Source organism: Streptomyces sp. NPDC033845 (assembly GCF_055576225.1).
Window position 1 is genome coordinate 32,823 of the sequence record NZ_JBVIRI010000012.1, and the last position, 20,650, is coordinate 53,472.

Consider the following 20,650-nt stretch of genomic DNA (forward strand, 5'->3'; position numbering starts at 1 on the left):
GTTGGTGAGGTTGTCACGCGTGGCCCGTGACCGGACGGCAGGGGACAGCAGCCCGGTCATCTCATGAAGGACGGCCGGTTCCGGGGACGCCCGGGGCCGGCCGTTCCGCCGGACGCACCGGAACCGGAACACGAGGGCGGGACCGCACTCCCCCTCCGAGCGCGGTCCCGACGATCGCACCCAGATGACAGCCGGTCGGCCGTGAAGGTTGTACGGCCGACCGGGACTTCTCTTGTGACCTGTGTCACACACCTAGGGCCGGGGCTGCCGCTTCGGCGGGACCTCCGGGACGGCCAGGAACGGCAGCCGCAGCGCGCCGAACGCCTCCTTGGGCACCGCCGGGGAGGCCGGTTCCACCGCCGCGAGCCGGGCGTAGGCCTCGCCCTGGGCGGGCCGGGGGTCGGCCTCGCCCTTGTTCGGCCAGTAGGACATGGCCCGCTCGGCCTGCGCGGTGATGGTCAGCGACGGGTTCACCCCGAGGTTCGCCGAGATCGCCGAACCGTCCACCACCGAGATCCCCGGGTACCCGTACAGCCGGTGGTACGGGTCGACCACGCCCTCCGCCGCGGAGCCGCCGATCGGGCAGCCGCCCAGGAAGTGGGCGGTGAGCGGGGTGCCGGTCAGCTCCCCCACGTTGCTGCCGGGGAAACCGTTGATCTCCTCGGCGAGCAGGGTGGCCGTGAGGGTGGCCTCCTCGATCTGGGTGGGGTTGGGCGCGCCGTGCCCCTGCCGTGCGGTGAGCAGGCCCTTCCCCAGGCCGCCGGGCTTGCGGTAGGTGGTCAGCGAGTTGTCCACCGACTGCATGATCAGGCCGATGATGGTCCGCTCGGACCAGCGCCGGGTGGACAGCGAGCGCAGCAGTTGCAGCGGGTGGGCGGCGGTCCTGGCCAGCCAGGCGGCCACCCGGTGCTTGCTGTAGGGGACCTGGAGGATGGTCATGAACCCCATGGCGTTGGAGCCCTTGCCGTAACGGACCGGCTCGATGTGGGTGTCCCCGTTGGGGTGCACCGAGGAGGTGATGGCCACGCCCTTGGTGAAGTCCACCCGCCGGTCGCCGCCGTGCCTGCGGTGGTAGCGGCGGTCGTCGGTCTGGGCGCCGACCAGGCCCTCGGAGTTGGTGCGGGTCAGCTCGCCGAGCCGGTCGGACAGCCGGGGCAGTTCGCCCCGGTCCTTCATGGTGTGCAGCAGGGTCTGGGTGCCGTAGGTTCCGGCGGCGACCACGACCCGCGGGGCGCGCAGCACCTTCACGGGGCCGCGGCGGCGGCCGTCGGTGGGGACGGTCCGCACCCGGTAGCCGCCGTCGGGGTGCTCGGCCAGGGCGGTGACCGTGGTCATCGGGTGGATGACGGCGCCCGCGCGTTCGGCGAGGTACAGGTAGTTCTCGTTCAGGGTGTTCTTCGCGCCGTGCCGGCAGCCGGTCATGCACTCGCCGCACTCGGTGCAGGCCTTCCGGGTGGGTCCGGCCCCGCCGAAGTAGGGGTCGGGGGCCTCCCGGCCGGCCGCCGTGGTGGCGGTGCCCTCGGCGTCCTGCTCGTCGCCGAAGAAGACCGCGACCGGGGCAAGGTGGAAGCTGTCCGCGGCGCCCATCTTCTCCGCGACGGCCTTGAGGTGGACATCGGCGGCGGTCATCGTCGGGTTGAGCCGGACGCCGAGCATCCGCTTCGCCTGGTCGTAGTACGGGGCGAGCTCCTCGTGCCAGTCGGTGATGCCCGCCCACTGCCGGTCCTCGAAGAAGGCGGCGGGCGGCACGTACATGGTGTTGGCGTAGTTGAGGGAGCCGCCGCCGACCCCGGCGCCGGCCAGCACCATCACGTTGCCGAGCAGGTGGATGCGCTGGATCCCGTACAGGCCGAGCGCCGGGGCCCACAGATAGTTCCGCAGGTCCCAGCTGTTCTTCGGCAGGTCCTCCCGGGCGTACCGGCGGCCGGCCTCCAGCACGCCGACCCGGTAGCCCTTCTCGGTCAGCCGCAGTGCCGCGACCGACCCTCCGAAACCCGATCCGATGACGATGACGTCGTAGTCGTAGTCGTCACGGTCGTTGTCCTGGTGCTGGTGCTGGTGCTGGTCGAACGACACCGCTGTGCCTCCTGGGCTGACAGCTAACGCAGACGGAAGGACTTCATGAGCTTCAGGCCCCGGTTCATCAGGGCCGCGTACTTCTCGTCGTCCAGGCCCAGCGAGGGGGCCATCGGGAGCAGCCGCTGGTGGGCGACGGTCTGCGCCTCGGTGAACTTGAGGATGCCCTCGGAGCCGTGTCGGCGGCCGAGGCCGGACTCCTTCATGCCGCCCATCGGGGCCTGGGCGCTGCCGTAGGCCGGGGCGTACCCCTCGTTGATGTTGACGGTGCCGGTGCGGAGCCGGGTGGCGACGGCGTGGCCGCGCCGGGCGTCCTTGGTCCAGACGCTGGAGTTCAGTCCGTACGGGGTGGCGTTGGCCTCGGCGATGACGGCGTCCTCGTCGGTGAACCGGTAGACCGAGACGACCGGGCCGAAGGTCTCCTCGGCGCAGACCGCCATCGGGGCCTCGACCCCGTCGAGGATGGTCGGCTCGTAGAACAGCGGGCCGATGTCGGGGCGGGCGACCCCGCCGGCGACCAGGGTGGCGCCCTTGGCGACGGCCTGGTCCACGTGCCGGCGGACGTTCTCCAGCTGGCGCTCGCCGGCCAGCGAGCCCATGTCCGCGCCGTAGGCGAGGGAGGCGCCGAGCCGCATGGCCCTGGTGCGGGCGGCGAACCGCTCGACGAACTCGTCGGCGATCGAGGCGTGCACGTACAGCCGCTCGATGGAGATGCACAGCTGTCCGGCGGAGGAGAAGCAGGCCCGGACGGCGCCCTGGGCGGCCTTCTCCACATCGGCGTCGTGCAGCACCAGCATGGCGTTCTTGCCGCCGAGTTCCAGGGTGACCCCGACCAGCCGGTCGGCGGCGCCGCGGGCGACCTCGCGGCCGGTGCGGGTGGAGCCGGTGAAGGAGACGTAGTCGGCGTGCCGGACCACCTCGGGGCCGACCACCGGGCCCTCGCCGAGGACCACCTGGAAGACCTCGGCCGGCAGTCCGGCCTCGATCAGCAGTTCGCGGGCCCACAGGGCGGTCAGCGCGGTCTCGGTGTCGGGCTTCATCACCACGGCGTTGCCGGCCACGAAGGCGGGCAGGGCGTCGCCGACGGAGAGCTCCAGGGGGTAGTTCCAGGGGGCGATCTGCCCGATCACCCCGCGCGGCTGGCGCAGCTCGGTGACCTTGGTGAGGACGGGCACGGCGCCGGTGTGCCGGCGGGGGCCGAGGTAGGAGGGGGCCTTGCGCCCGTAGTGGCGGGCGGCGACGACCACCGCCATGACCTCTTCGTAGGCGTGCAGCCGGGCCTTGCCGGTCTCCAGCTGGATCAGGTCGAGGACCTCGGCCTGCCGGGCCAGCACCAGGTCGTGGAAGCGCAGCAGCACGGCGGCCCGGGCGCGGACCGGCAGGGCGGCCCAGGCGGGCTGGGCGGCCCTGGCCCGTCCGAAGGCGTCGGCGACGTCCTCGGCGGTGGCCTCGGGCAGGTCGGCCAGCTTGGCCCCGGTGAGCGGGGTGTGGTTGGCGGTGCGGCCGGACCCGTGGACTCCGCGGGTCAGCCGGGCGACCAGGTCGGGGGTCACCACGTCGGCGGCGGTGCGCGCGCCGGCCGGTGCCGCGGCGACCGGGTTGGTGGGAGCGGGGGGTGCCGGGGCGAGCGAATCCGTCATGCGGGTGAGCGTATTGCTCCCCGCACCGCTTTGGGTACCCATTGGTAACCACGAGATGAGTTTTCCGCCAGTGAACACTGGCGCGGTGGGGCGGGTCGGGTGCCGCGGCGGCCCGACCGGCCCCGTCAGCCCGCTCAGCCCGCCGGGGCGGGCTCCCAGCCGCTGAGCATGGTCTCGAACCGGGACCGGGTGGTGGACCAGCCCTCGGCGGGGCCGGTCATGTACAGGGCGTACTCGGTGCCGTCGGCCGCCACGTACATCTGGTCGACGGCCCGGCGCGGGCCCGGATGGTCGGTCCGCTCGGTCCAGGTGAACTCCCAGACGGCGGCGTCGGGGCGGCCCTGGAAGGCGTTCCGGCCCAGGGACAGCCGGTCGTAGCCGGGGAGCCGGGCGCGCAGGGACTTCTCCACGTCGAGCAGGTGCGCGACCGTGTCCGGGAAGTCCGGGGTGCGGTCGATGCTGATCCGGAGCCGGTGCCGGCCGCCGTCCGGGCTGTAGTCGATCTGCTGCTTGTCGGTGGTGCGCCGCCAGCCGTTCGGGACGAGCAGGGTGAACCCGGCCGGGTCGGTGACCCGGCGCCAGCCGTCCGGGACGGAGACAGGGCCGCCCGACCGCCCCTTGCCGTCACCCGGGGACGGGTCACCGCTCGCGGCCGCCCGGCCGTCGGTCTGTCCGGTCCCCTGCCCCTTCTCCCGGTCGAGGTACGTGACCACGCCGAACACCCCGCCACCGCCGAGCAGGGCCGCCACCAGGGCCACGGCGGCACCCCGCCGCAGCCGCCCGGCCCGGGAGCCGGCCGGGGGTGCCGGCCGCACGGGCGCGGGCATGGACATGGGCGCGGACATGGGCGCGGGGGCGGGCATCGGTGCCGTCATGGGTGTCGTCCCGGGATGCGGGGCGAGGTGCGGGGCGGGGTGCGGGGCGGGGTGCGGGGCGCCGAGGTGCTCCGGGGCACCGGCCCGCTCCTGGGCGGTGAAGCTCCGCGTCGGGACGTACGCCTGCGCGGCCCTCGGTTCGCGGCCCTCCATCGCCTCCAGCAGCATCCGCTCGGCCTCGCCGGCCGACGGCCGGCCCGCCGGGTCCTTGCACAGCAGCGCCGTGATCACCGGCCCCAGGGCGCCGGCCTGCCGGGGCGGCGGCGGCTCGTCGTTGACCACCGCCTGGAGGCTGGAGATCGGCGAGGTCCGCCGGAACGGGGACCGGGCCTCCACCGCCGTGTACAGGGTGGCGCCGAGCGACCACAGGTCGGAGGAGGGGTCGGGGGCGCCGCCGGTGACCCGCTCGGGGGCCAGGTAGTCGATGGAGCCGACGAGTTCGCCGGTCCGGGTGATCGAGGTGTCCCCCTCGATGGCCGCGATCCCGAAGTCGGTGAGCAGCACCCGGCCGTCCTTGGCGAGCAGCACGTTGCCCGGTTTCACGTCCCGGTGCAGCACTCCCACGGCGTGCGCGGCCCGCAGGGCCCCCAGGACGTGCAGGCCGATGCGGGCGGCCTCGCGGGGTTCGATGCGGCCGGCCGCCTTGGCGGCGTCGGCGAGGGAGGGCCCGTCGATGTACTCCATGACGATCCACGGACGGTCGTCGTGTTCGAGGACGTCGTGGACGGTGACCACGGCGGGATGGGCGATCCGGGCGGCGGCCCGCGCCTCCTTCTGGGTGCGGGCGTGCAGTACGGCCCGGTCGGCCTCCGCGACGTACAGACCGGCCGTCAGTTCCTTGACCGCCACCGTCCGGTGGAGCAGTTCGTCATGGGCCCGCCACACCTTTCCCATGCCGCCGCGGCCGATCGGCTCGGCGAGCCGGTACCGGTTCGCGAGTACGTCGCCTTCGCCTGTCCTGTGTTCCACGAAACCTCGCCGCTCTGTGCACTTCGGACGCCAGGTTACGGAGCGCGCGGGTATGGCCGGAACCAAGCGGGGTGAGTAGGGCCGCACTGTGACGCAATCGCCGTAATGACGGGCGGTCAGATGCGGTTCGTACGGCAGCCGGCCGGGGCCGGCGGGCCTCAACGCCCGGGAAGGTAACTCCCCGTGGCTCTCGCGTGCACCTCGGTGACCTTCTCCTGCCCGTCCTGCGGGCCGAGCACCATCACCACGTGGTAGCGGCCGCCCAGCGCCACCACGTGGTTGCGGACGAACAGACTGCGGCCGGTGGCGTCGGTCCAGGTGTAGGTGCCCTCGGCGGACAGCTTCTGCCCCACCCTGGTCTGCTTGGTGCCGGTGGAGGTGGCCCAGGTCGAGTACCGGAAGGGCTCCAGCTCGCGCTCCTTGTCCTTCTGGTAGGCGAGCGGGTCCGGATTGCCCTGGTAGGCGTCCCGGCCGGGGACGACGATCAGCTCGTAGTCCCCGTCGGAGTAACGGACCTGTCCGGCGTCGTTCTTGGCGCTCCGCTCCCAGCCGGCCGGGACCAGCACCTCGAAGCCCTCCGGGTCCTGGGCACTGGTGTAGCCGGCCGGGGCGGGGGCGCTGCTGCGGGTCGGGCGGTCGCCGGGTTCGGTGGAGGCCTGCGGATCGGGGGTGCTGCCGCCCCGGGTGGGCGCGCCCGAGCCGCCGGGCGTGGCGGCCGGTCCGGACGGCTGGGTGCCGGTGCGGGTCGGCCCGGGGCCCGGTCCGGCGCTGCCGACCGGCTCCTGGTTCGCGCCGGGCAGCAGGAACACGGCGTACGCGACCACTCCGGCGAGTCCGACCAGGACCCCGAGCAGCAGGTTGCGGCCGAGGGAGCCGGCCCGGCGGGGCCGTCGGGCCCCGGCCTCCTGGCGGTGCCTGCCGTGGTGGACCTCGGCGCGGCGGCGCACCGCGGGCAGCCGGGCCGGGTCGGCGGGCGGCAGCACCAGGGGCTCGCCGCCCTCCGGTTCGGGCGCGGACCGCACCAGGGAGCGGAGCCAGCCGCGGAGTTCCTCGAAGTCGGGTCGTTCGGTGGGGTCCTGGCGCAGCAGGGACTCCACCACGGGCCGCAGCGGCCCGCATTCCTCGGCGAAGGCGGGCGGCTCCACGCAGACCAGCTCGACGAGTTCGGCGGCGCTCTCCTCCGGGTAGGGGGCGTGCCCCTGCACGGAGCGGTAGAGCAGTGCGCCGAGCGCCCACAGGTCGGTGGCCGGGCCGACGGGTGCGGCCAGCTGCCAGGTGCCGTGCACCGGGCGGGCCTGCTCGGGCGCCCAGCGCTCGGTGACCGCTCCGACCACGGCGATCCTGGTCTGGCGGGCCCGTTCGGCGGCCAGCCCGCTGCCCGCCTTGCCCTGACCGCCCCAGGCCTCCCGGCCGGTGCGGTCAGACCGGTCGGAGCGGTCGGAGCGGTCGGACCCGTCAGGCCGGTCGGTGAACCCGGAGAGCTCGGGCCGCGGGTGGCCCGGCTGCGGGCCGGGGGCCTGCGCAGGCACCGGGGCCTGGTGCCGGAGCTGGGCCGCCTGCCATGAGCCGGAGTCGGGCCGCGGCCCGCCGGGCACGACGGCCTCTCCCGGGTGCTGCCCGGCCGGGTCGCCCGCGGGTGCGGTCCTGGGCGAGGGCAGCGCGGCCCGCCAGGCGTCCTGCCCCGTGGGCTCCGTGCCGCCGCCCGGCGCCGCCGGGGCGCCCTCGGCGCCCGGGAACTCGTGGGGGTGCTGGGCCGCCCGGGGCTGCCGGGGTTCGGCGGCGGTGTGCGCGGTGGCCTGCTGGTATCCCTGGGGAAGGGCGAGTTGGGCGGGCAGGGCCCGCCGGGCGTAGGGCAGCGGAGGCACGGCGATCGGACCGCCCCGGGTCTCCTCCCCGCCCGTCCCCTCGCCGTCGCCCCGGCCCTCGCCCGCCGCCGTCCCGCCCGGCTCCGGACCGGTGCCGCGGGCCGGGGCGGAGCCCTCGTGACCGGCGGGCGGCCGGTGGCCTTCGTCGACCCCGTGGCGGCTGTGCGTGCCGTCCGGCCCCTCCGGGGCGGCCGGCAGGTGCTCCGGGCCGGGGCCCGTGGCGCCGCCGGTGTCCTCGGGCCGGGTGTCCGGGGTGCGCGGGCCGGTCCCGTACGGGTACGAGTAGCCCTGCGGCAGCTTCGATCCGTGCGGCCTCGGCTCCGGCCCGGGGCCGGCCGCGGCCGCCGCGCGGCGCTCCTCGCTGACCCGGGCCGCGGCGGCCTGCGCCCCGGCCCGGTAGGCGGCGACGGCACCCGCCCGGGCGGCCGCCTTGAGGTCGGGCCGGTCCTCGCCCCGGAGCTGCCCGGGGGTGATGCGGTCCGCGTAGACGGGCCCCTGCCCGGTGTCGTCGGGCCGGCCGGCCCGCAGGGCGGCGGCACCGGTCCCCGGCCCCTCCCCGGTGCGCTCCGGCGGTCCGGCCGTCTCGGGAGCACCGCCGAAGGCCGCCCCGGGCGGCAGCGCCGCCCCGGGACCCGGCTGCCCGCCCGCGGGCGGATACCCCTCCGGCGGCCGGCCGGCGGCCCCGAGGGGCCCGGCCGGAGCGTCCCAGCCGGGCGCGCCCGGGGCACCCGGCACCGGCAGCAGGGCCGGCCCGGGCCGCTCGGCCGGATAGGCCTCCAGGGACGGATAGGGCCCGACGGAGCCCGGGTCAGTGATGGCGGCGGGGGCGTTCCAGAGCGGGCCGGGGCCGTCCGCGGGGGGGACCGGGTCGTAGCCGCAGAGGGCTTCCTCCGCCGCTCCGGCCGCCAGTCCGGTCAGGACGACCCGCCCGTCCTCGCAGACCAGCACGGTCCGCACGGTGATGTTCCGGTGCGTCCAGCCGTGCGCGTGCAGCACCCGCAGGGCGGTCAGCACGTCGGAGGCTACCTCCGCCGCCCGGTACGGGCTCAGCGGCTCCTCCGCTATCAGCGCGGCCAGCGACCGGGCGGGGACGAGTTCGCTGACGATCCACAGCGAGCCGTCCTCGGCGAACACGTCGAAGACCTGGTCGAGCCGGGGGTGGTCGGGGATCCGGGCCGCCGCCTGCGCGGCCTCGATGGCCCGGCGCACCGCGGGCAGTTCACCGGCGCCGCCCGGCCAGGGTCCCGGGCCGCGGCCGGCCGCCGGATGGCCGCCGTCGAGCAGTTCCGCGTCCACGACCTCGGGCAACGGAACCTGCCGGACCAGGACTTCCTGCCCGCTCCGGGTGTCGAAGGCCCGGGTCTCGATCAGCTCGTACTCGTCCGAGGGCGGCAGCGGCAGCCGGTAGCGGTCGGCGAGGATGCGCCCCGAGTAGTCGTCCACTCCGCCTCCCCCGAGCCGAATCCGCCGATGACCGGGGCATGTTCCCCCGCGGCCCCGCTGACACGATACGTCGCAGGACCCGCCCGCGTCCCGGACCTTGCGAGTCTCCCCCGCACGGTCCGGTCCCGCTCCCGGCCCGGTTCAGTCCTTGGGCTGGAAGGTGGCGAAGGCGGTGTTCCGGAGCTGGGTGCACTCCGGGCCGTTCCACTGGTCCGCCGCACAGGTGATCATGATGGCGTAGCCGTGGGTGTCGTCCACCTTGAAGCCCCGGTTCAGCACCCGGACCTTGGTGCCGCCCTGGGTCCGCTCGAACTCCCAGTCCGCGACGGTGGGATAGCCGCGGTACTGCACCGGCTTGATCCCTATCGTGTCGTAGTCCCGGCTGGTGACGGCGACGTTCTTCGCCAGGTCGAACCAGGCCTTGGCCGCGTTGTCGCCGGGCTTCGCGTTGAAGTCGACCTGGAGCCGCGGGAAGGAGTCGGTGTTCCGGGCGAACTTGACCCCCGACTTGACCCCGGCGATCCCTATGTTCCGGAAGTCCGAGGGCATCGCTATCTGGAAGTGGAACCCGGCTTCGGTGACCAGGGTGTATCCGGCGGGCAGTGCGGTGCCGCCGGGGATCTGGGAGCCGTTGCCCTGGGTGCCGGCCGTACCGGAGCCCTGCCCGGCCGAACCGGAACCCGAACCGGATCCGGAACCCGAGCCGGAACCCGAGCCCTGGCCGCCCGAGTCGGCGCCCTGGCCGGCGGGGCCGGAGCCGCCCGAGCCGCCGGAGGCGGAGTCCTGGCCCGCGGGGGGCGTCTTGCCGTCCTTGCCCTCGCTGCCTCCGGCCGAGGGCGAACCGGACACCTTGGGGTCCGGGTCCTTCCCCGCGCCGTCGCCCTTCGTGTCGTCGCCGCCGAGGGCCCAGACCAGCAGGGATCCCAGCACCGCCAGCACCACCACCAGGGCGGCCGCGCCCAGCACCAGGGTGCGGCGCGGGACCACGTCGGTGAGCGAGGCGATGACCGCCCCGGGCCGCTTTCCGGGTCCGGACCCGGTCGGGGAGCCGGTGACCACCGCGGTGTCGGCCCCGGTGGCCGGGGTCTTGGTCCCGGAACCGGACGGGGTGCCGCCCGCCGGTGCCTCGGCCGCGCTCGCGGCGGCCGCCGCCGCGGCGGCGGCGGCCGCCTTGCGGGCCGCCTTCAGGGCCTCCCGGGCCCGCTCCCGCTGTTCCCGCTCCCGCTTGGCGGCGGCCTTCGCCGCTGCCTTCTCGGCGGCCTTCTCCGCGGCCTTGTCCGCCGCGGCCTGGTCGGCGGCGGCCTTGGCGGCCGACAGGGAGATCACCCGGGTCTGGTCGCCCGCGGGCTTCGCGGGCGCCGGCTCGGGCGCGTTGACCACGGCGGCGAGCAGGGCCCGGGCCCCGGCGTCGTCGAGCCGCTGCTCGGGGTCGCGGACCAGCAGGCCGTAGATGACCTCGGTCAGCGGTCCGGCGTTCTTGGGCGGGTCGACCGGCTCGGTCATCACCGCGGTGAGGGTGGCGAGCGCCGACCCCTTGTCGTACGGGGGCACGCCTTCGACCGCCGCGTAGAGCAGTCCGCCGAGCGACCACATGTCGGCGGGCGGGCCGGGCTTCTGGCCGCGGGCGCGCTCCGGCGAGATGTAGGAGGGGGCGCCGACGAGCATGCCGGTGGAGGTGACCGAGGGGTCGCCCTCGACCTGGGCGATGCCGAAGTCGGTGAGCACGACCCGGCCGTTGTCGGAGATCAGGACGTTGGACGGCTTCACATCGCGGTGCAGGATGCCTTCGCCGTGCGCGGCCTTGAGCACGTCGAGGACGGCGAGGCCGACCTCGGCGGCCCGGCGGGGCGTCAGGGTGCCCTTGTCCCTGATGTATTCGGCCAGCGAGGAGCCCTCGATGAGCTCCATGACGATCCAGGGGCGGCCGTCCTCGTCGACCACGTCGTAGACGGTGACCGCGCCGCCGCTGCGGATCCGGGCGATCGCCTTCGCCTCGCGCAGGGTGCGGGTGATCAGCCGGCGCTTCTCGTCCTCGTCCACGCCGGAGCTGAAGCGGAGTTCCTTCACGGCGACGGTGCGGCCGAGGATCTCGTCCACGGCGCGCCAGACGGTGCCCATGCCGCCCTTGCCCAGGACCCGGTCCAGCCGGTATCGACGGGCCAGCAGGCGCCCCTCGTCCTCGGCCGTGTCCCCAGTGACCCCCTTGACGGCGGTCCCCGAATCCCCCTTGCCGCCCTGCCCCTTGACCAGCTTGGCCCCGCCCGCCTTCGGCGCGGCCACCACCGCCTCCGGCTCGGCACCGGCAGGCTCTTCGTCGGCGGCCTCGGCCTCGGCGTCGGCCTCGGCCTCGGCAGGCTCCGGCGCGACGGCCGCGGGCTCCGGTGCGGCGTCCGCGGGCTCGGCGGTGGCAGGCTCGGAACCGGGCTCAAGCGGAGCCGAGGGCCCCGGGTTGGCTATGTCCGGCTCCGTCGGCTTCGCCGACGCTGGCTCCGGGGGGCTGTTGTCGCCCTTGCCCCCACCGGAACCAGAGGGCGTGTGCTCCGGCTTCGACATGCGTCCCCTCTGCGATCGTGCCGCCCGCTCCGGCCGGCCCGGCATCCGCCGGGTCCCGACGTAACCCGCCCCGGCCGGACCCTCATTGTTGCTCACTCCGGGACGGACGGGCGCCGGGGGTCCACGGTTCCCCGGCGCCGCGGGAGCACGAATTCCGGACGCGGCTCACAACGGGACGATGTCAGGGGCTCCCAGCCGGGCCGCGTCCGCCGTCTGGTCGTCGGGCTGCCGCTGCGATTCCCGCTCCGCCTGCACCCGCTTCTCGTAGTGTTCGACCTCCCGGTCGATCTGCCCGCTGTCCCAGCCCAGCACCGGGGCCATCAACTCGGCGCATTCCCGGGCCGATCTGGTCCCCCGGTCGAAGGTCTCGATGGAGATCCGGGTGCGCCGGGTCAACACGTCGTCCAGATGCCTGGCCCCTTCGTGGGACGCGGCATAGACGATCTCGGCCCGCAGATAGTCGTCCGCCCCGGCCAGCGGCTCGCCCAGCCCCGGATCCTCCGCGATCAGCTCCAGCAGCTGTTCGGTCATCGAGCCGAACCTGTTCAACAGGTGTTCCACCCGCACCACATGAAGGCCCGTCCGGGCCGCGATCCTGGCCCGCGCGTTCCACAGGGCCCGGTACCCCTCGGCGCCGACCAGCGGCACGTCCTCGGTGACGCACTCCGCCACCCGCTGGTCCAGGCCGTGCACCGCCTCGTCCACCGCGTCCTTGGCCATCACCCGGTAGGTGGTGTACTTGCCGCCCGCCACGACCACCAGCCCCGGCACCGGGTGGGCCACGGTGTGCTCCCTGGACAGCTTGCTGGTGGCGTCGGACTCCCCGGCCAGCAGCGGCCTCAGCCCCGCATAGACCCCCTGGACGTCGTCCCGGGTGAGCGGCACCGACAGCACCGAGTTCACATGCTCCAGCAGATAGTCGATGTCGGCGCTGGAGGCCGCCGGATGCGCCTTGTCGAGGTCCCAGTCGGTGTCGGTGGTGCCGACGATCCAGTGCCGGCCCCAGGGGATGACGAACAGTACGGACTTCTCGGTACGCAGGATCAGCCCGCTGGTCGAGTGGATCCGGTCCTTCGGGACCACCAGGTGGATGCCCTTGGACGCACGGACGTGGAACTGGCCGCGCTCGCCGATCAGCGCCTGGGTGTCGTCCGTCCACACCCCGGTGGCGTTGACGATCTGCTTGGCGCGGATCTCGTACTCCCCGCCGCCCTCCACGTCCTGCACCCGGGCGCCGACCACCCGCTCGCCCTCCCGGAGGAACCCGATCACCCGGGCCCGGTTGGCGCAGTGCGCGCCGTATCCCGCGGCCGTCCGGACCAGGGTGGCGACATAGCGAGCGTCGTCCATCTGGGCGTCGTAGTACTGGAGGGCGCCGACCAGGGCGTCCTTGCGGAGGCAGGGAGCGACCTGGAGGGCCCGCCGGCGCGAGAGGTGCCGGTGCACGGGGAGTCCGCGGCCGTGCCCGCTGGACACCGACATCGCGTCGTACAGCGCGACGCCGGAGCCCGCGTAGAACCGCTCCCAGCCCTTGTGCTGGAGCGGATAGAGGAAGGGCACCGGTTTGACCAGATGGGGGGCGAGCCGCTCCAGCAGCAGGCCGCGCTCCTTCAGGGCCTCCCGCACCAGCGCGAAGTCGAGCATCTCCAGATAGCGCAGGCCGCCGTGGATCAGCTTGCTGGATCTGCTGGACGTGCCCGAGGCCCAGTCCCGCGCCTCCACCAGCCCGGTGGACAGCCCGCGGGTGACCGCGTCCAGCGCGGTGCCGGCCCCCACCACCCCAGCGCCCACCACCAGCACGTCCAGTTCCCGCTCGGCCATCCGGTCGAGCGCCTCGGCGCGCTGCGCCGGTCCGAGTGTCGCTGTCCTCACCGCTGCCTCCCGTCGGTGTGCGGGTCGCCCCGCTCACATCCCCCGTTGACCTCAGTCTGACCTCGCGCCCACACATCAGCCACCGCCTGTGGACAACACAACGGCGACCAGCGACCCCCAATGCGACACATCGGTCATATATACGCCTAGTCTGACATAGCGCCAGCTTCCCCTGTCCACAGGACTTGCGCGCACCACCCCCTCATGTCAGGGAAGGGACGGCACCGCCATGCCCGCAGATCTCGCCGTCATCGGACTCGGCCACCTCGGCCTGCCGCTCGCCCAGGCCGCCGTCGCCGCCGGAATCGAGACGGTCGGCTACGGCTGCGGCCCCGCCACCGACACCACCCTCACCGCAGCCGAGGTCCGCCGCATGTCGGCGGCCGGCTTCCGGGTCACCACCAACCCCGTAGAACTCGGCCGGGTCCGCACCGCCGTCATCTGCGCCCCCACCCAGCTGGGCCCGGACCGCGCCCTGGACCTGTCCTCGGTCGGCGAGGCCGCCCGGGCGCTGGCCGCCCGGCTGCGCCCGCACACCACCGTCATCCTCGAATCCGCCGCCCACCCCGGAGTCACCGAGGACTACCTGCGGCCGCTGCTGGAATCGGGCTCCGGCCTGCGGGCCGGCCGGGACTTCCACCTGGCCTACTCCCCCAGCCGCTTCGACCCGGGCAACCGCACCCACCACTTCGCCAACACCCCCAAGGTCATCGGCGGCCTCACCCCTGCCTGCACCGAGTCCGCGGCGGCCTTCTACACCCGGCTGACCGAGAAGGTGGTCCGCGCCCGGGGCCTGCGCGAGGCGGAGACCGTCCAGCTGCTGGAGACCAACTACCGGCACGTGAACATCGCCCTGATGAACGAGATGGCGGTGCTCTGCCACGACCTCGGCGTGGACCTGTGGGACGTGATCCGCTGCGCCGAGACCAAGCCGTACGGCTTCCAGGCCTTCCGCCCCGGCCCCGGGGTCGGCGGCCACGGCGTCCCGCTCGACCCCACCTACCTCCCGCACACCACCCGCACCCCCGGCCACCCGCTCCGCATGGTGGGCCTGGCCCAGGAGATCAACGACCGGATGCCGCAGTACGTGATCCAGCGTTGCGCCACCCTGCTGAACGAGCACGGGAAATCGGCCCGCGGCGCCCGGGTGCTGCTGCTCGGCGTCACCTACAAGCCCGACCTGGCCGACCAGGAGGGCTCCCCGGCCCGCGAGATCGCCAGCCGGCTGCTCGACCTGGGTGCCGTGATCAGCTACCACGACCCCTTCGTGCCGGGCTGGCGGGTGCGCGAGCAGCCGGTCCCGCGCGCGGACTCGCTCTACGAGGCCGCCGCCAACGCCGACCTCACGATCCTGCTCCAGCACCACCGGACGTACGACCTCCAGGGCCTGGCGGTCAAGGCCCAGCTGCTGCTCGACACCCGCGGCGCCAGCCCGGTCGGCGCCGCCCACCGCCTCTGACCCGGGTGTCGCAGCCGCCTGCTAGCCTGCGGCATCGCTTATCTCGCGCTTATGCCGCCTGTACGGGCGTGCCTCGGCGTGCCCGTTTCCGATCCCTTGGGGGGGATTCCCATGAGCCAGTCCTTCCAGCCGCCCGCGCCCGACTCCCTGACCCCGCCGCCGGCGGCCGCCCCGGTCCGCACCGGCAACCTCGGCCTCGGCCTGCTGGCCGCCCTCGTCACGGCCGTCGTATCCGCCGGCGTGTACGGCGGCATCATCGGCGCCACCAACCACCAGATCGGCTACGCGGCCCTCGGCGTCGGAGCCCTCGTCGGCTTCGCCGCGGGCAAGATCGGCGGCCACAACCCGCTGCTGCCGGTGGTCGCCGCCCTGCTCTCGCTGGCCGCCGTCTTCCTCGGCCAGATGTACGGCATCGTGCTGATCGGCGCCGACGAGGCGGGCGTGAGCACCGGCGAGGTGCTCGATCTCGGCTTCTCGGTGCTGCTGGACATCTGGAAGGAGGCCGCCGGCCCGATGGAGTTCCTGTTCTTCGGCATCGGCGGCTACGCGGCCTTCCAGACGGCCCGCAAGACCGGCGCCTGACGGCGCCGACCGGCACATGCCGAAGGGCCGGCTCCCCGCGCGGGGAACCGGCCCTTCGTACGTCCGTGCGGGGCCTCAGCGGCGGTGCTGGGAGTCCGCGACGGTGACCTCGACCCGCTGGAACTCCTTGAGCTCGCTGTAGCCGGTGGTGGCCATCGAGCGGCGCAGCGCGCCGAACAGGTTCATGGACCCGTCCGGGGTGTGCGAGGGACCGGTGAGGATCTCCTCGGTGGTGCCGACGGTGCCCAGGTCGACCTTCTTGCCGCGCGGCACGTCCTCGTGCACGGCCTCCATGCCCCAGTGGTGGCCCTTGCCGGGCGCGTCGGTGGCACGGGCCAGCGGGGAACCCATCATCACGGCGTCCGCACCGCAGGCGATGGCCTTGGGCAGGTCGCCGGACCAGCCCACGCCGCCGTCGGCGATGACGTGCACGTACCGGCCGCCGGACTCGTCCATGTAGTCGCGGCGGGCCGCGGCCACGTCCGCGACGGCGGTGGCCATCGGGACCTGGATGCCGAGCACGTTGCGGGTGGTGTGCGCGGCGCCGCCGCCGAAGCCCACCAGCACGCCGGCCGCGCCGGTCCGCATCAGGTGCAGGGCCGCGGTGTACGTGGCGCAGCCGCCCACGATGACCGGGACGTCGAGCTCGTAGATGAACTGCTTCAGGTTGAGCGGCTCGGCCGCGCCGGAGACGTGCTCGGCGGAGACGGTGGTGCCGCGGATCACGAAGATGTCCACGCCCGCGTCGACCACGGCCTTGGAGAACTCGGCGGTGCGCTGCGGGGAGAGCGCGGCGGCGGTGACCACACCGGAGTCGCGCACCTCCTTGATGCGCTGCCGGATCAGGTCGGCCTGGATCGGCGCGGAGTAGATCTCCTGGAGACGGCGGGTGGCGGTCTCCTCGTCCAGCGAGGCGATCTCGTCCAGCAGCGGCTGCGGGTCCTCGTGGCGGGTCCACAGGCCTTCGAGGTTCAGCACGCCGAGACCGCCGAGCTCGCCGATGCGGATCGCGGTCTGCGGGGAGACCACCGAGTCCATGGGGGCGGCCAGGAACGGGAGCTCGAAGCGGTAGGCGTCGATCTGCCAGGCGATCGAGACCTCCTTCGGGTCGCGCGTACGACGGCTCGGGACGATGGCGATGTCGTCGAACGCGTACGCCCTGCGGCCGCGCTTGCCGCGCCCGATCTCGATCTCAGTCACGTGTGGTGGCCTTTCCCTCTGGGTCTGCCCGTCCAGTATCCCCGAACCCCGGAGCCGCGCGTTCCCACCGACCACGGAACGGACGCCGGAGGGCGGGCCCGGTGGTCCGGGCCCGCCCTCCGGGTCGTACGACGCGCTCGCCGGGCCGGTCAGCCCTTGCGGGAGTAGTTCGGGGCCTCGACGGTCATCTGGATGTCGTGCGGGTGGCTCTCCTTGAGGCCGGCCGAGGTGATCCGGACGAAGCGGCCCCGGTCCTGGAGCTCGGGGACGGTGCGGCCGCCGACGTAGAACATCGACTGGCGCAGACCGCCGACCAGCTGGTGGACCACCGCGGAGAGCGGGCCGCGGTAGGGCACCTGGCCCTCGATGCCCTCGGGGATGAGCTTGTCGTCGCCGCCCACGCCCTCCTGGAAGTAGCGGTCCTTGGAGAAGGAGCGCTGGTCCCCGCGGGACTGCATGGCGCCCAGCGAGCCCATGCCCCGGTAGGACTTGAACTGCTTGCCGTTGATGAAGAGCAGTTCGCCCGGGGACTCCTCGCAGCCGGCCAGCAGCGAGCCGAGCATCACCGTGTCGGCGCCCGCGACCAGGGCCTTGGCGATGTCGCCGGAGTACTGGAGGCCGCCGTCGCCGATCACCGGGACGCCCGCGGCCTTGGCGGCGAGGGAGGCCTCGTAGATGGCGGTGACCTGCGGGACGCCGATGCCGGCGACCACCCGGGTGGTGCAGATGGAGCCGGGGCCGACACCGACCTTGATGCCGTCGCAGCCGGCGTCGATCAGGGCCTGGGCGCCGTCGCGGGTGGCGATGTTGCCGCCGATGACGTCCACCGAGGAGTTCGACTTGATCTTGGAGACCATGTCGCCGACCAGCCGCGAGTGGCCGTGCGCGGTGTCGACCACGATGAAGTCGGCGCCGGCCTCGATGAGCGCCTGGGCGCGCTCGTAGGCGTCGCCGGCCACGCCGACGGCGGCACCGACCAGCAGCCGGCCGTCCTTGTCCTTGGCGGCGTTGGGGTACTTCTCCGCCTTGACGAAGTCCTTGACGGTGATGAGGCCCTTGAGGATGCCCGCCTCGTCGACCAGCGGCAGCTTCTCGATCTTGTGGCGGCGGAGCAGCTCCATGGCGTCCACGCCGGAGATGCCGACCTTGCCGGTGACCAGCGGCATCGGGGTCATGACCTCGCGCACCTGGCGGTTGCGGTCCGACTCGAAGGCCATGTCACGGTTGGTGACGATGCCGAGCAGCTTGCCGGCCGGGTCGGTGACCGGGACGCCGGAGATGCGGAACTTCGCGCACAGTTCGTCGGCCTCGCGCAGGGTGGCGTCCGGGTGCACGGTGATCGGGTCGGTGACCATGCCGGACTCGGAGCGCTTGACCAGGTCGACCTGGTTGGCCTGGTCGGCGATGGAGAGGTTGCGGTGCAGCACGCCCACGCCGCCCTGCCGGGCCATGGCGATGGCCATCCGGGACTCGGTGACCTTGTCCATCGCGGCGGACAGCAGCGGGACGTTCACCCGCACGTTCCGGGAGATGAGGGAAGAGGTGTCGATCTCGTCCGGCGCCATGTCCGACGCGCCGGGGAGGAGGAGCACGTCGTCGTAGGTCAGCCCCAACGTCGCGAACTTGCCGGGTACTCCGTCTACGTCGCCGTTGACAGTCATGACACCTTCCCAGATGGTCTTGCTCAGCGCGGATGTCCATGCTAACGGGAGCGCGGGGCGTCTCATTCCACGATGAAGATCGACCGGGAGTTCTGTCGGTTCATACGAAGTTATCGCTCGGTCGAGGTCACTGCTCGGCGAGCGCACGCAGCCGGCTCAGCGCCCGGTGCTGGGCGACCCGGACCGCGCCGGGGGACATTCCGAGCATCTGCCCGGTCTCCTCGGCGGTCAGCCCGACCGCCACCCGCAGCACCAGCAGTTCCCGCTGGTTCTCCGGCAGGTTCGCGAGCAGTTTCTTGGCCCAGGCCGCGTCGCTGCTGAGCAGCGCCCGCTCCTCGGGGCCCAGCGAGTCGTCCGGCCGCTCGGGCATCTCGTCGGAGGGGACGGCCGTGCTCCCGGGGTGCCGCATGGCGGCCCGCTGGAGGTCGGCGACCTTGTGGGCGGCGATCGCGAAGACGAAGGCCTCGAAGGGCCGGCCGGTGTCGCGGTAGCGGGGCAGCGCCATCAGCACGGCGACACAGACCTCCTGCGCGAGGTCCTCGACGAAGTGACGCGCGTCGCCGGGGAGCCGGGAGAGCCGGCTGCGGCAGTAGCGCAGGGCGAGCGGGTGGACATGGGCCAGCAGGTCGTGGGTGGCCTGCTCGTCGCCCTCGACCGCGCGGCGCACGAGCGCGCTGACGGCCCCGGGACTGCCACCCTTGGCGGATCCCGCGGATCCCGCGGATCCCGCGGATCCGGTGGGGCCGGTGGCCGCGGGGGACCCCTGGGCCTCGTCGTCGCGCATCAATCCATGGTGCCTTGACGCCGGAGCGTTCGCGGCACCGTGGCCCGTGTTGTGCGTCGAAGCGTTATGAGCGGGCGCACCTGAACTCATGGCTTGAGCCCTCCCCTCCCGCTCGGCCGAATGGTCCCGGGGAAAGCTCCCCGCGGACTCCACATCTCCAAGCATGCGGCACGCCCTCAAGGATGCGGCATCGCGCACGAAGCGACACGTCCCCCGGATTGTGCCTCGCCAATCCCCGGCTGCGCACCGGATCGGACCGGACGGGCCGTCGCCGCCCCGTCCGCCGAGGGCGGACGGGGACCGCGGGGACGCCCGCCAGGGGGCGTCCGCGATCAGCGGACCAGGCCCCAGCGGAAGCCGAGCGCCACGGCGTGCGCCCGGTCCGAGGCGCCCAGCTTCTTGAAGAGCCGGCGCGCGTGGGTCTTGACGGTGTCCTCGGAGAGGAACAGCTCACGGCCGATCTCCGCGTTGGAGCGTCCGTGGCTCATGCCCTCCAGCACCTGGATCTCGCGCGCGGTGAGGGTGGGCGCGGCGCCCATCTCGGCCGAGCGGAGCCGGCGCGGGGCGAGACGCCAGGTCGGGTCGGCGAGCGCCTGGGTGACCGTGGCCCGCAGTTCGGCGCGCGAGGCGTCCTTGTGCAGATATCCACGGGCCCCGGCCGCGACCGCGAGGGCCACGCCGTCGAGGTCCTCGGCGACTGTCAGCATGATGATGCGGGCGCCGGGGTCGGCCGAGAGCAGTCGGCGGACCGTCTCGACTCCGCCCAGGCCGGGCATCCGTACGTCCATCAGAATCAGATCGGAGCGGTCGGCACCCCAGCGGCGGAGGACTTCCTCTCCGTTGGCGGCCGTCGTCACACGCTCGACGCCGGGCACGGTGGCCACAGCGCGACGGAGCGCCTCTCGGGCAAGCGGGGAGTCGTCGCAGACGAGGACGGAAGTCATGACCGCCCTCCGCAGCTGCTGATGCGCGTCACCTTGAGCCTCCAGGCTGGTACGTATCGTCACCTGTGCGGTCGATGCTCTCGGACACCTGTCCGGGAACTTCTTCTTTCAACCGCCTTCGCACTCTCAACGATGGTCACTCGAAAGAGTTACGGGTCGGACGGACACCTTCGGCACTCTACGTGAGGAAGCGAACACGACGCGGGCACCACGTGCCGCGTGTCCTCCATCTGGAGCTATGCCCTATTTGGCGGCTTTCCTTCCGTTTGGGCCGTGTCTGAGGCTAGATTCCCAATGAGTCATATTTACATCTACTCCGACAGTAGGTGTGGAGACATGGACCGTATCCGCCTCAGTACCGGCACCAAGAGGACTAGCAATGGCAGATTTCTCCCGCCTCCCCGGACCGAACGCCGACCTCTGGGACTGGCAGCTCCTGGCCGCCTGCCGCGGGGTCGACAGCTCCCTCTTCTTCCACCCGGAAGGCGAGCGGGGCGCGGCCCGGAGCGCGCGCGAGACCTCGGCTAAAGAGGTCTGCATGCGATGCCCGGTGCGCTCGGAGTGCGCCGCGCACGCTCTCGCCGTCCGCGAACCCTACGGAGTGTGGGGCGGCCTCACCGAGGACGAGCGCGAGGAACTGATGGGCCGCGCCCGGCACCGCCTCATCCCGGCCAGCAGCGTCACCGGACCGACCGCGCCGCACTGAGCGCCGTTCGGGGAAGCGCCC

At 73.5% G+C, this 20,650-nt stretch carries 13 protein-coding genes; 3 read left to right on the forward strand and 10 right to left on the reverse strand.

Going from position 1 to position 20,650, the window contains the following annotated elements:
- Nucleotides 1–252 precede the first annotated feature (252 nt).
- The 6 genes from ACZ50K_RS24500 to ACZ50K_RS24525 all read right to left on the reverse strand — a co-directional run bounded on the left by ACZ50K_RS24500 (nucleotide 253) and on the right by ACZ50K_RS24525 (nucleotide 13,293).
- Nucleotides 253–2,076, reverse strand: a complete 1,824-nt coding sequence (locus tag ACZ50K_RS24500; RefSeq protein WP_468906749.1) for a GMC oxidoreductase — start codon at nucleotides 2,074–2,076, stop codon at nucleotides 253–255.
- Nucleotides 2,077–2,099: 23 nt separating this feature from the next.
- The gene (locus tag ACZ50K_RS24505; protein WP_468906751.1) at nucleotides 2,100–3,716 is read right to left on the reverse strand and encodes a succinic semialdehyde dehydrogenase; all 1,617 of its coding nucleotides are present in this window, start codon (nucleotides 3,714–3,716) and stop codon (nucleotides 2,100–2,102) included.
- A 134-nt stretch (nucleotides 3,717–3,850) separates the two neighbouring features.
- A complete protein-coding gene (locus tag ACZ50K_RS24510) occupies nucleotides 3,851–5,560 on the reverse strand; it encodes a serine/threonine-protein kinase (RefSeq protein ID WP_468906754.1) in 1,710 nt (569 codons plus the stop codon).
- Between the two features lie 158 nt (nucleotides 5,561–5,718).
- Nucleotides 5,719–8,868: a protein kinase gene (locus tag ACZ50K_RS24515; RefSeq protein ID WP_468906756.1), complete on the reverse strand. Its 3,150-nt coding sequence runs from the start codon at nucleotides 8,866–8,868 to the stop codon at nucleotides 5,719–5,721.
- Nucleotides 8,869–9,009: 141 nt separating this feature from the next.
- Entirely contained in the window at nucleotides 9,010–11,421 is a 2,412-nt protein-coding gene (locus ACZ50K_RS24520; protein ID WP_468906758.1) for a serine/threonine-protein kinase, read from the reverse strand.
- 165 nt (nucleotides 11,422–11,586) lie between these two features.
- A complete protein-coding gene (locus tag ACZ50K_RS24525) occupies nucleotides 11,587–13,293 on the reverse strand; it encodes a glycerol-3-phosphate dehydrogenase/oxidase (protein WP_468906761.1) in 1,707 nt (568 codons plus the stop codon).
- A 229-nt stretch (nucleotides 13,294–13,522) separates the two neighbouring features.
- On the opposite strand from ACZ50K_RS24525, the gene ACZ50K_RS24530 reads away from it, so the two are divergent.
- Entirely contained in the window at nucleotides 13,523–14,752 is a 1,230-nt protein-coding gene (locus tag ACZ50K_RS24530; RefSeq protein WP_468906764.1) for a nucleotide sugar dehydrogenase, read from the forward strand.
- Between the two features lie 111 nt (nucleotides 14,753–14,863).
- The gene (locus ACZ50K_RS24535; RefSeq protein WP_468906767.1) at nucleotides 14,864–15,334 is read left to right on the forward strand and encodes a hypothetical protein; all 471 of its coding nucleotides are present in this window, start codon (nucleotides 14,864–14,866) and stop codon (nucleotides 15,332–15,334) included.
- Nucleotides 15,335–15,409: 75 nt separating this feature from the next.
- Here the strand turns inward: ACZ50K_RS24535 and ACZ50K_RS24540 are convergent, their stop codons facing one another.
- From ACZ50K_RS24540 to ACZ50K_RS24555, 4 genes are all read right to left on the reverse strand, one after another.
- Nucleotides 15,410–16,534: a GuaB3 family IMP dehydrogenase-related protein gene (locus ACZ50K_RS24540; RefSeq protein WP_468906770.1), complete on the reverse strand. Its 1,125-nt coding sequence runs from the start codon at nucleotides 16,532–16,534 to the stop codon at nucleotides 15,410–15,412.
- Between the two features lie 149 nt (nucleotides 16,535–16,683).
- The gene (guaB, locus tag ACZ50K_RS24545) at nucleotides 16,684–18,195 is read right to left on the reverse strand and encodes an IMP dehydrogenase (protein WP_468906772.1); all 1,512 of its coding nucleotides are present in this window, start codon (nucleotides 18,193–18,195) and stop codon (nucleotides 16,684–16,686) included.
- A gap of 127 nt (nucleotides 18,196–18,322) precedes the next feature.
- Nucleotides 18,323–18,979, reverse strand: coding sequence for a sigma-70 family RNA polymerase sigma factor (locus tag ACZ50K_RS24550; protein ID WP_468906774.1), 657 nt, complete (start codon nucleotides 18,977–18,979; stop codon nucleotides 18,323–18,325).
- Between the two features lie 332 nt (nucleotides 18,980–19,311).
- A complete protein-coding gene (locus ACZ50K_RS24555; RefSeq protein WP_003948568.1) occupies nucleotides 19,312–19,923 on the reverse strand; it encodes a response regulator transcription factor in 612 nt (203 codons plus the stop codon).
- Nucleotides 19,924–20,302: 379 nt separating this feature from the next.
- Here ACZ50K_RS24555 and ACZ50K_RS24560 point away from each other — a divergent pair, with 379 nt between their 5' ends.
- Nucleotides 20,303–20,629 carry a WhiB family transcriptional regulator gene (locus ACZ50K_RS24560; RefSeq protein WP_468906776.1) on the forward strand — a complete coding sequence of 109 codons (327 nt, stop codon included), beginning with the start codon at nucleotides 20,303–20,305 and terminating at the stop codon, nucleotides 20,627–20,629.
- Nucleotides 20,630–20,650 lie beyond the last annotated feature (21 nt).

What these genes read in the sequence shown, in the direction of transcription:
- ACZ50K_RS24505 (WP_468906751.1), bottom strand. Translation starts at nt 3,716, where the DNA reads ATGACGGATTCGCTCGCCCCGGCACCCCCCGCTCCCACCAACCCGGTC.
- guaB (WP_468906772.1), bottom strand. Translation starts at nt 18,195, where the DNA reads ATGACTGTCAACGGCGACGTAGACGGAGTACCCGGCAAGTTCGCGACG.
- ACZ50K_RS24550 (WP_468906774.1), bottom strand. Translation starts at nt 18,979, where the DNA reads ATGCGCGACGACGAGGCCCAGGGGTCCCCCGCGGCCACCGGCCCCACC.
- ACZ50K_RS24520 (WP_468906758.1), bottom strand. Translation starts at nt 11,421, where the DNA reads ATGTCGAAGCCGGAGCACACGCCCTCTGGTTCCGGTGGGGGCAAGGGC.
- ACZ50K_RS24560 (WP_468906776.1), top strand. Translation starts at nt 20,303, where the DNA reads ATGGCAGATTTCTCCCGCCTCCCCGGACCGAACGCCGACCTCTGGGAC.
- ACZ50K_RS24555 (WP_003948568.1), bottom strand. Translation starts at nt 19,923, where the DNA reads ATGACTTCCGTCCTCGTCTGCGACGACTCCCCGCTTGCCCGAGAGGCG.
- ACZ50K_RS24535 (WP_468906767.1), top strand. Translation starts at nt 14,864, where the DNA reads ATGAGCCAGTCCTTCCAGCCGCCCGCGCCCGACTCCCTGACCCCGCCG.
- ACZ50K_RS24530 (WP_468906764.1), top strand. Translation starts at nt 13,523, where the DNA reads ATGCCCGCAGATCTCGCCGTCATCGGACTCGGCCACCTCGGCCTGCCG.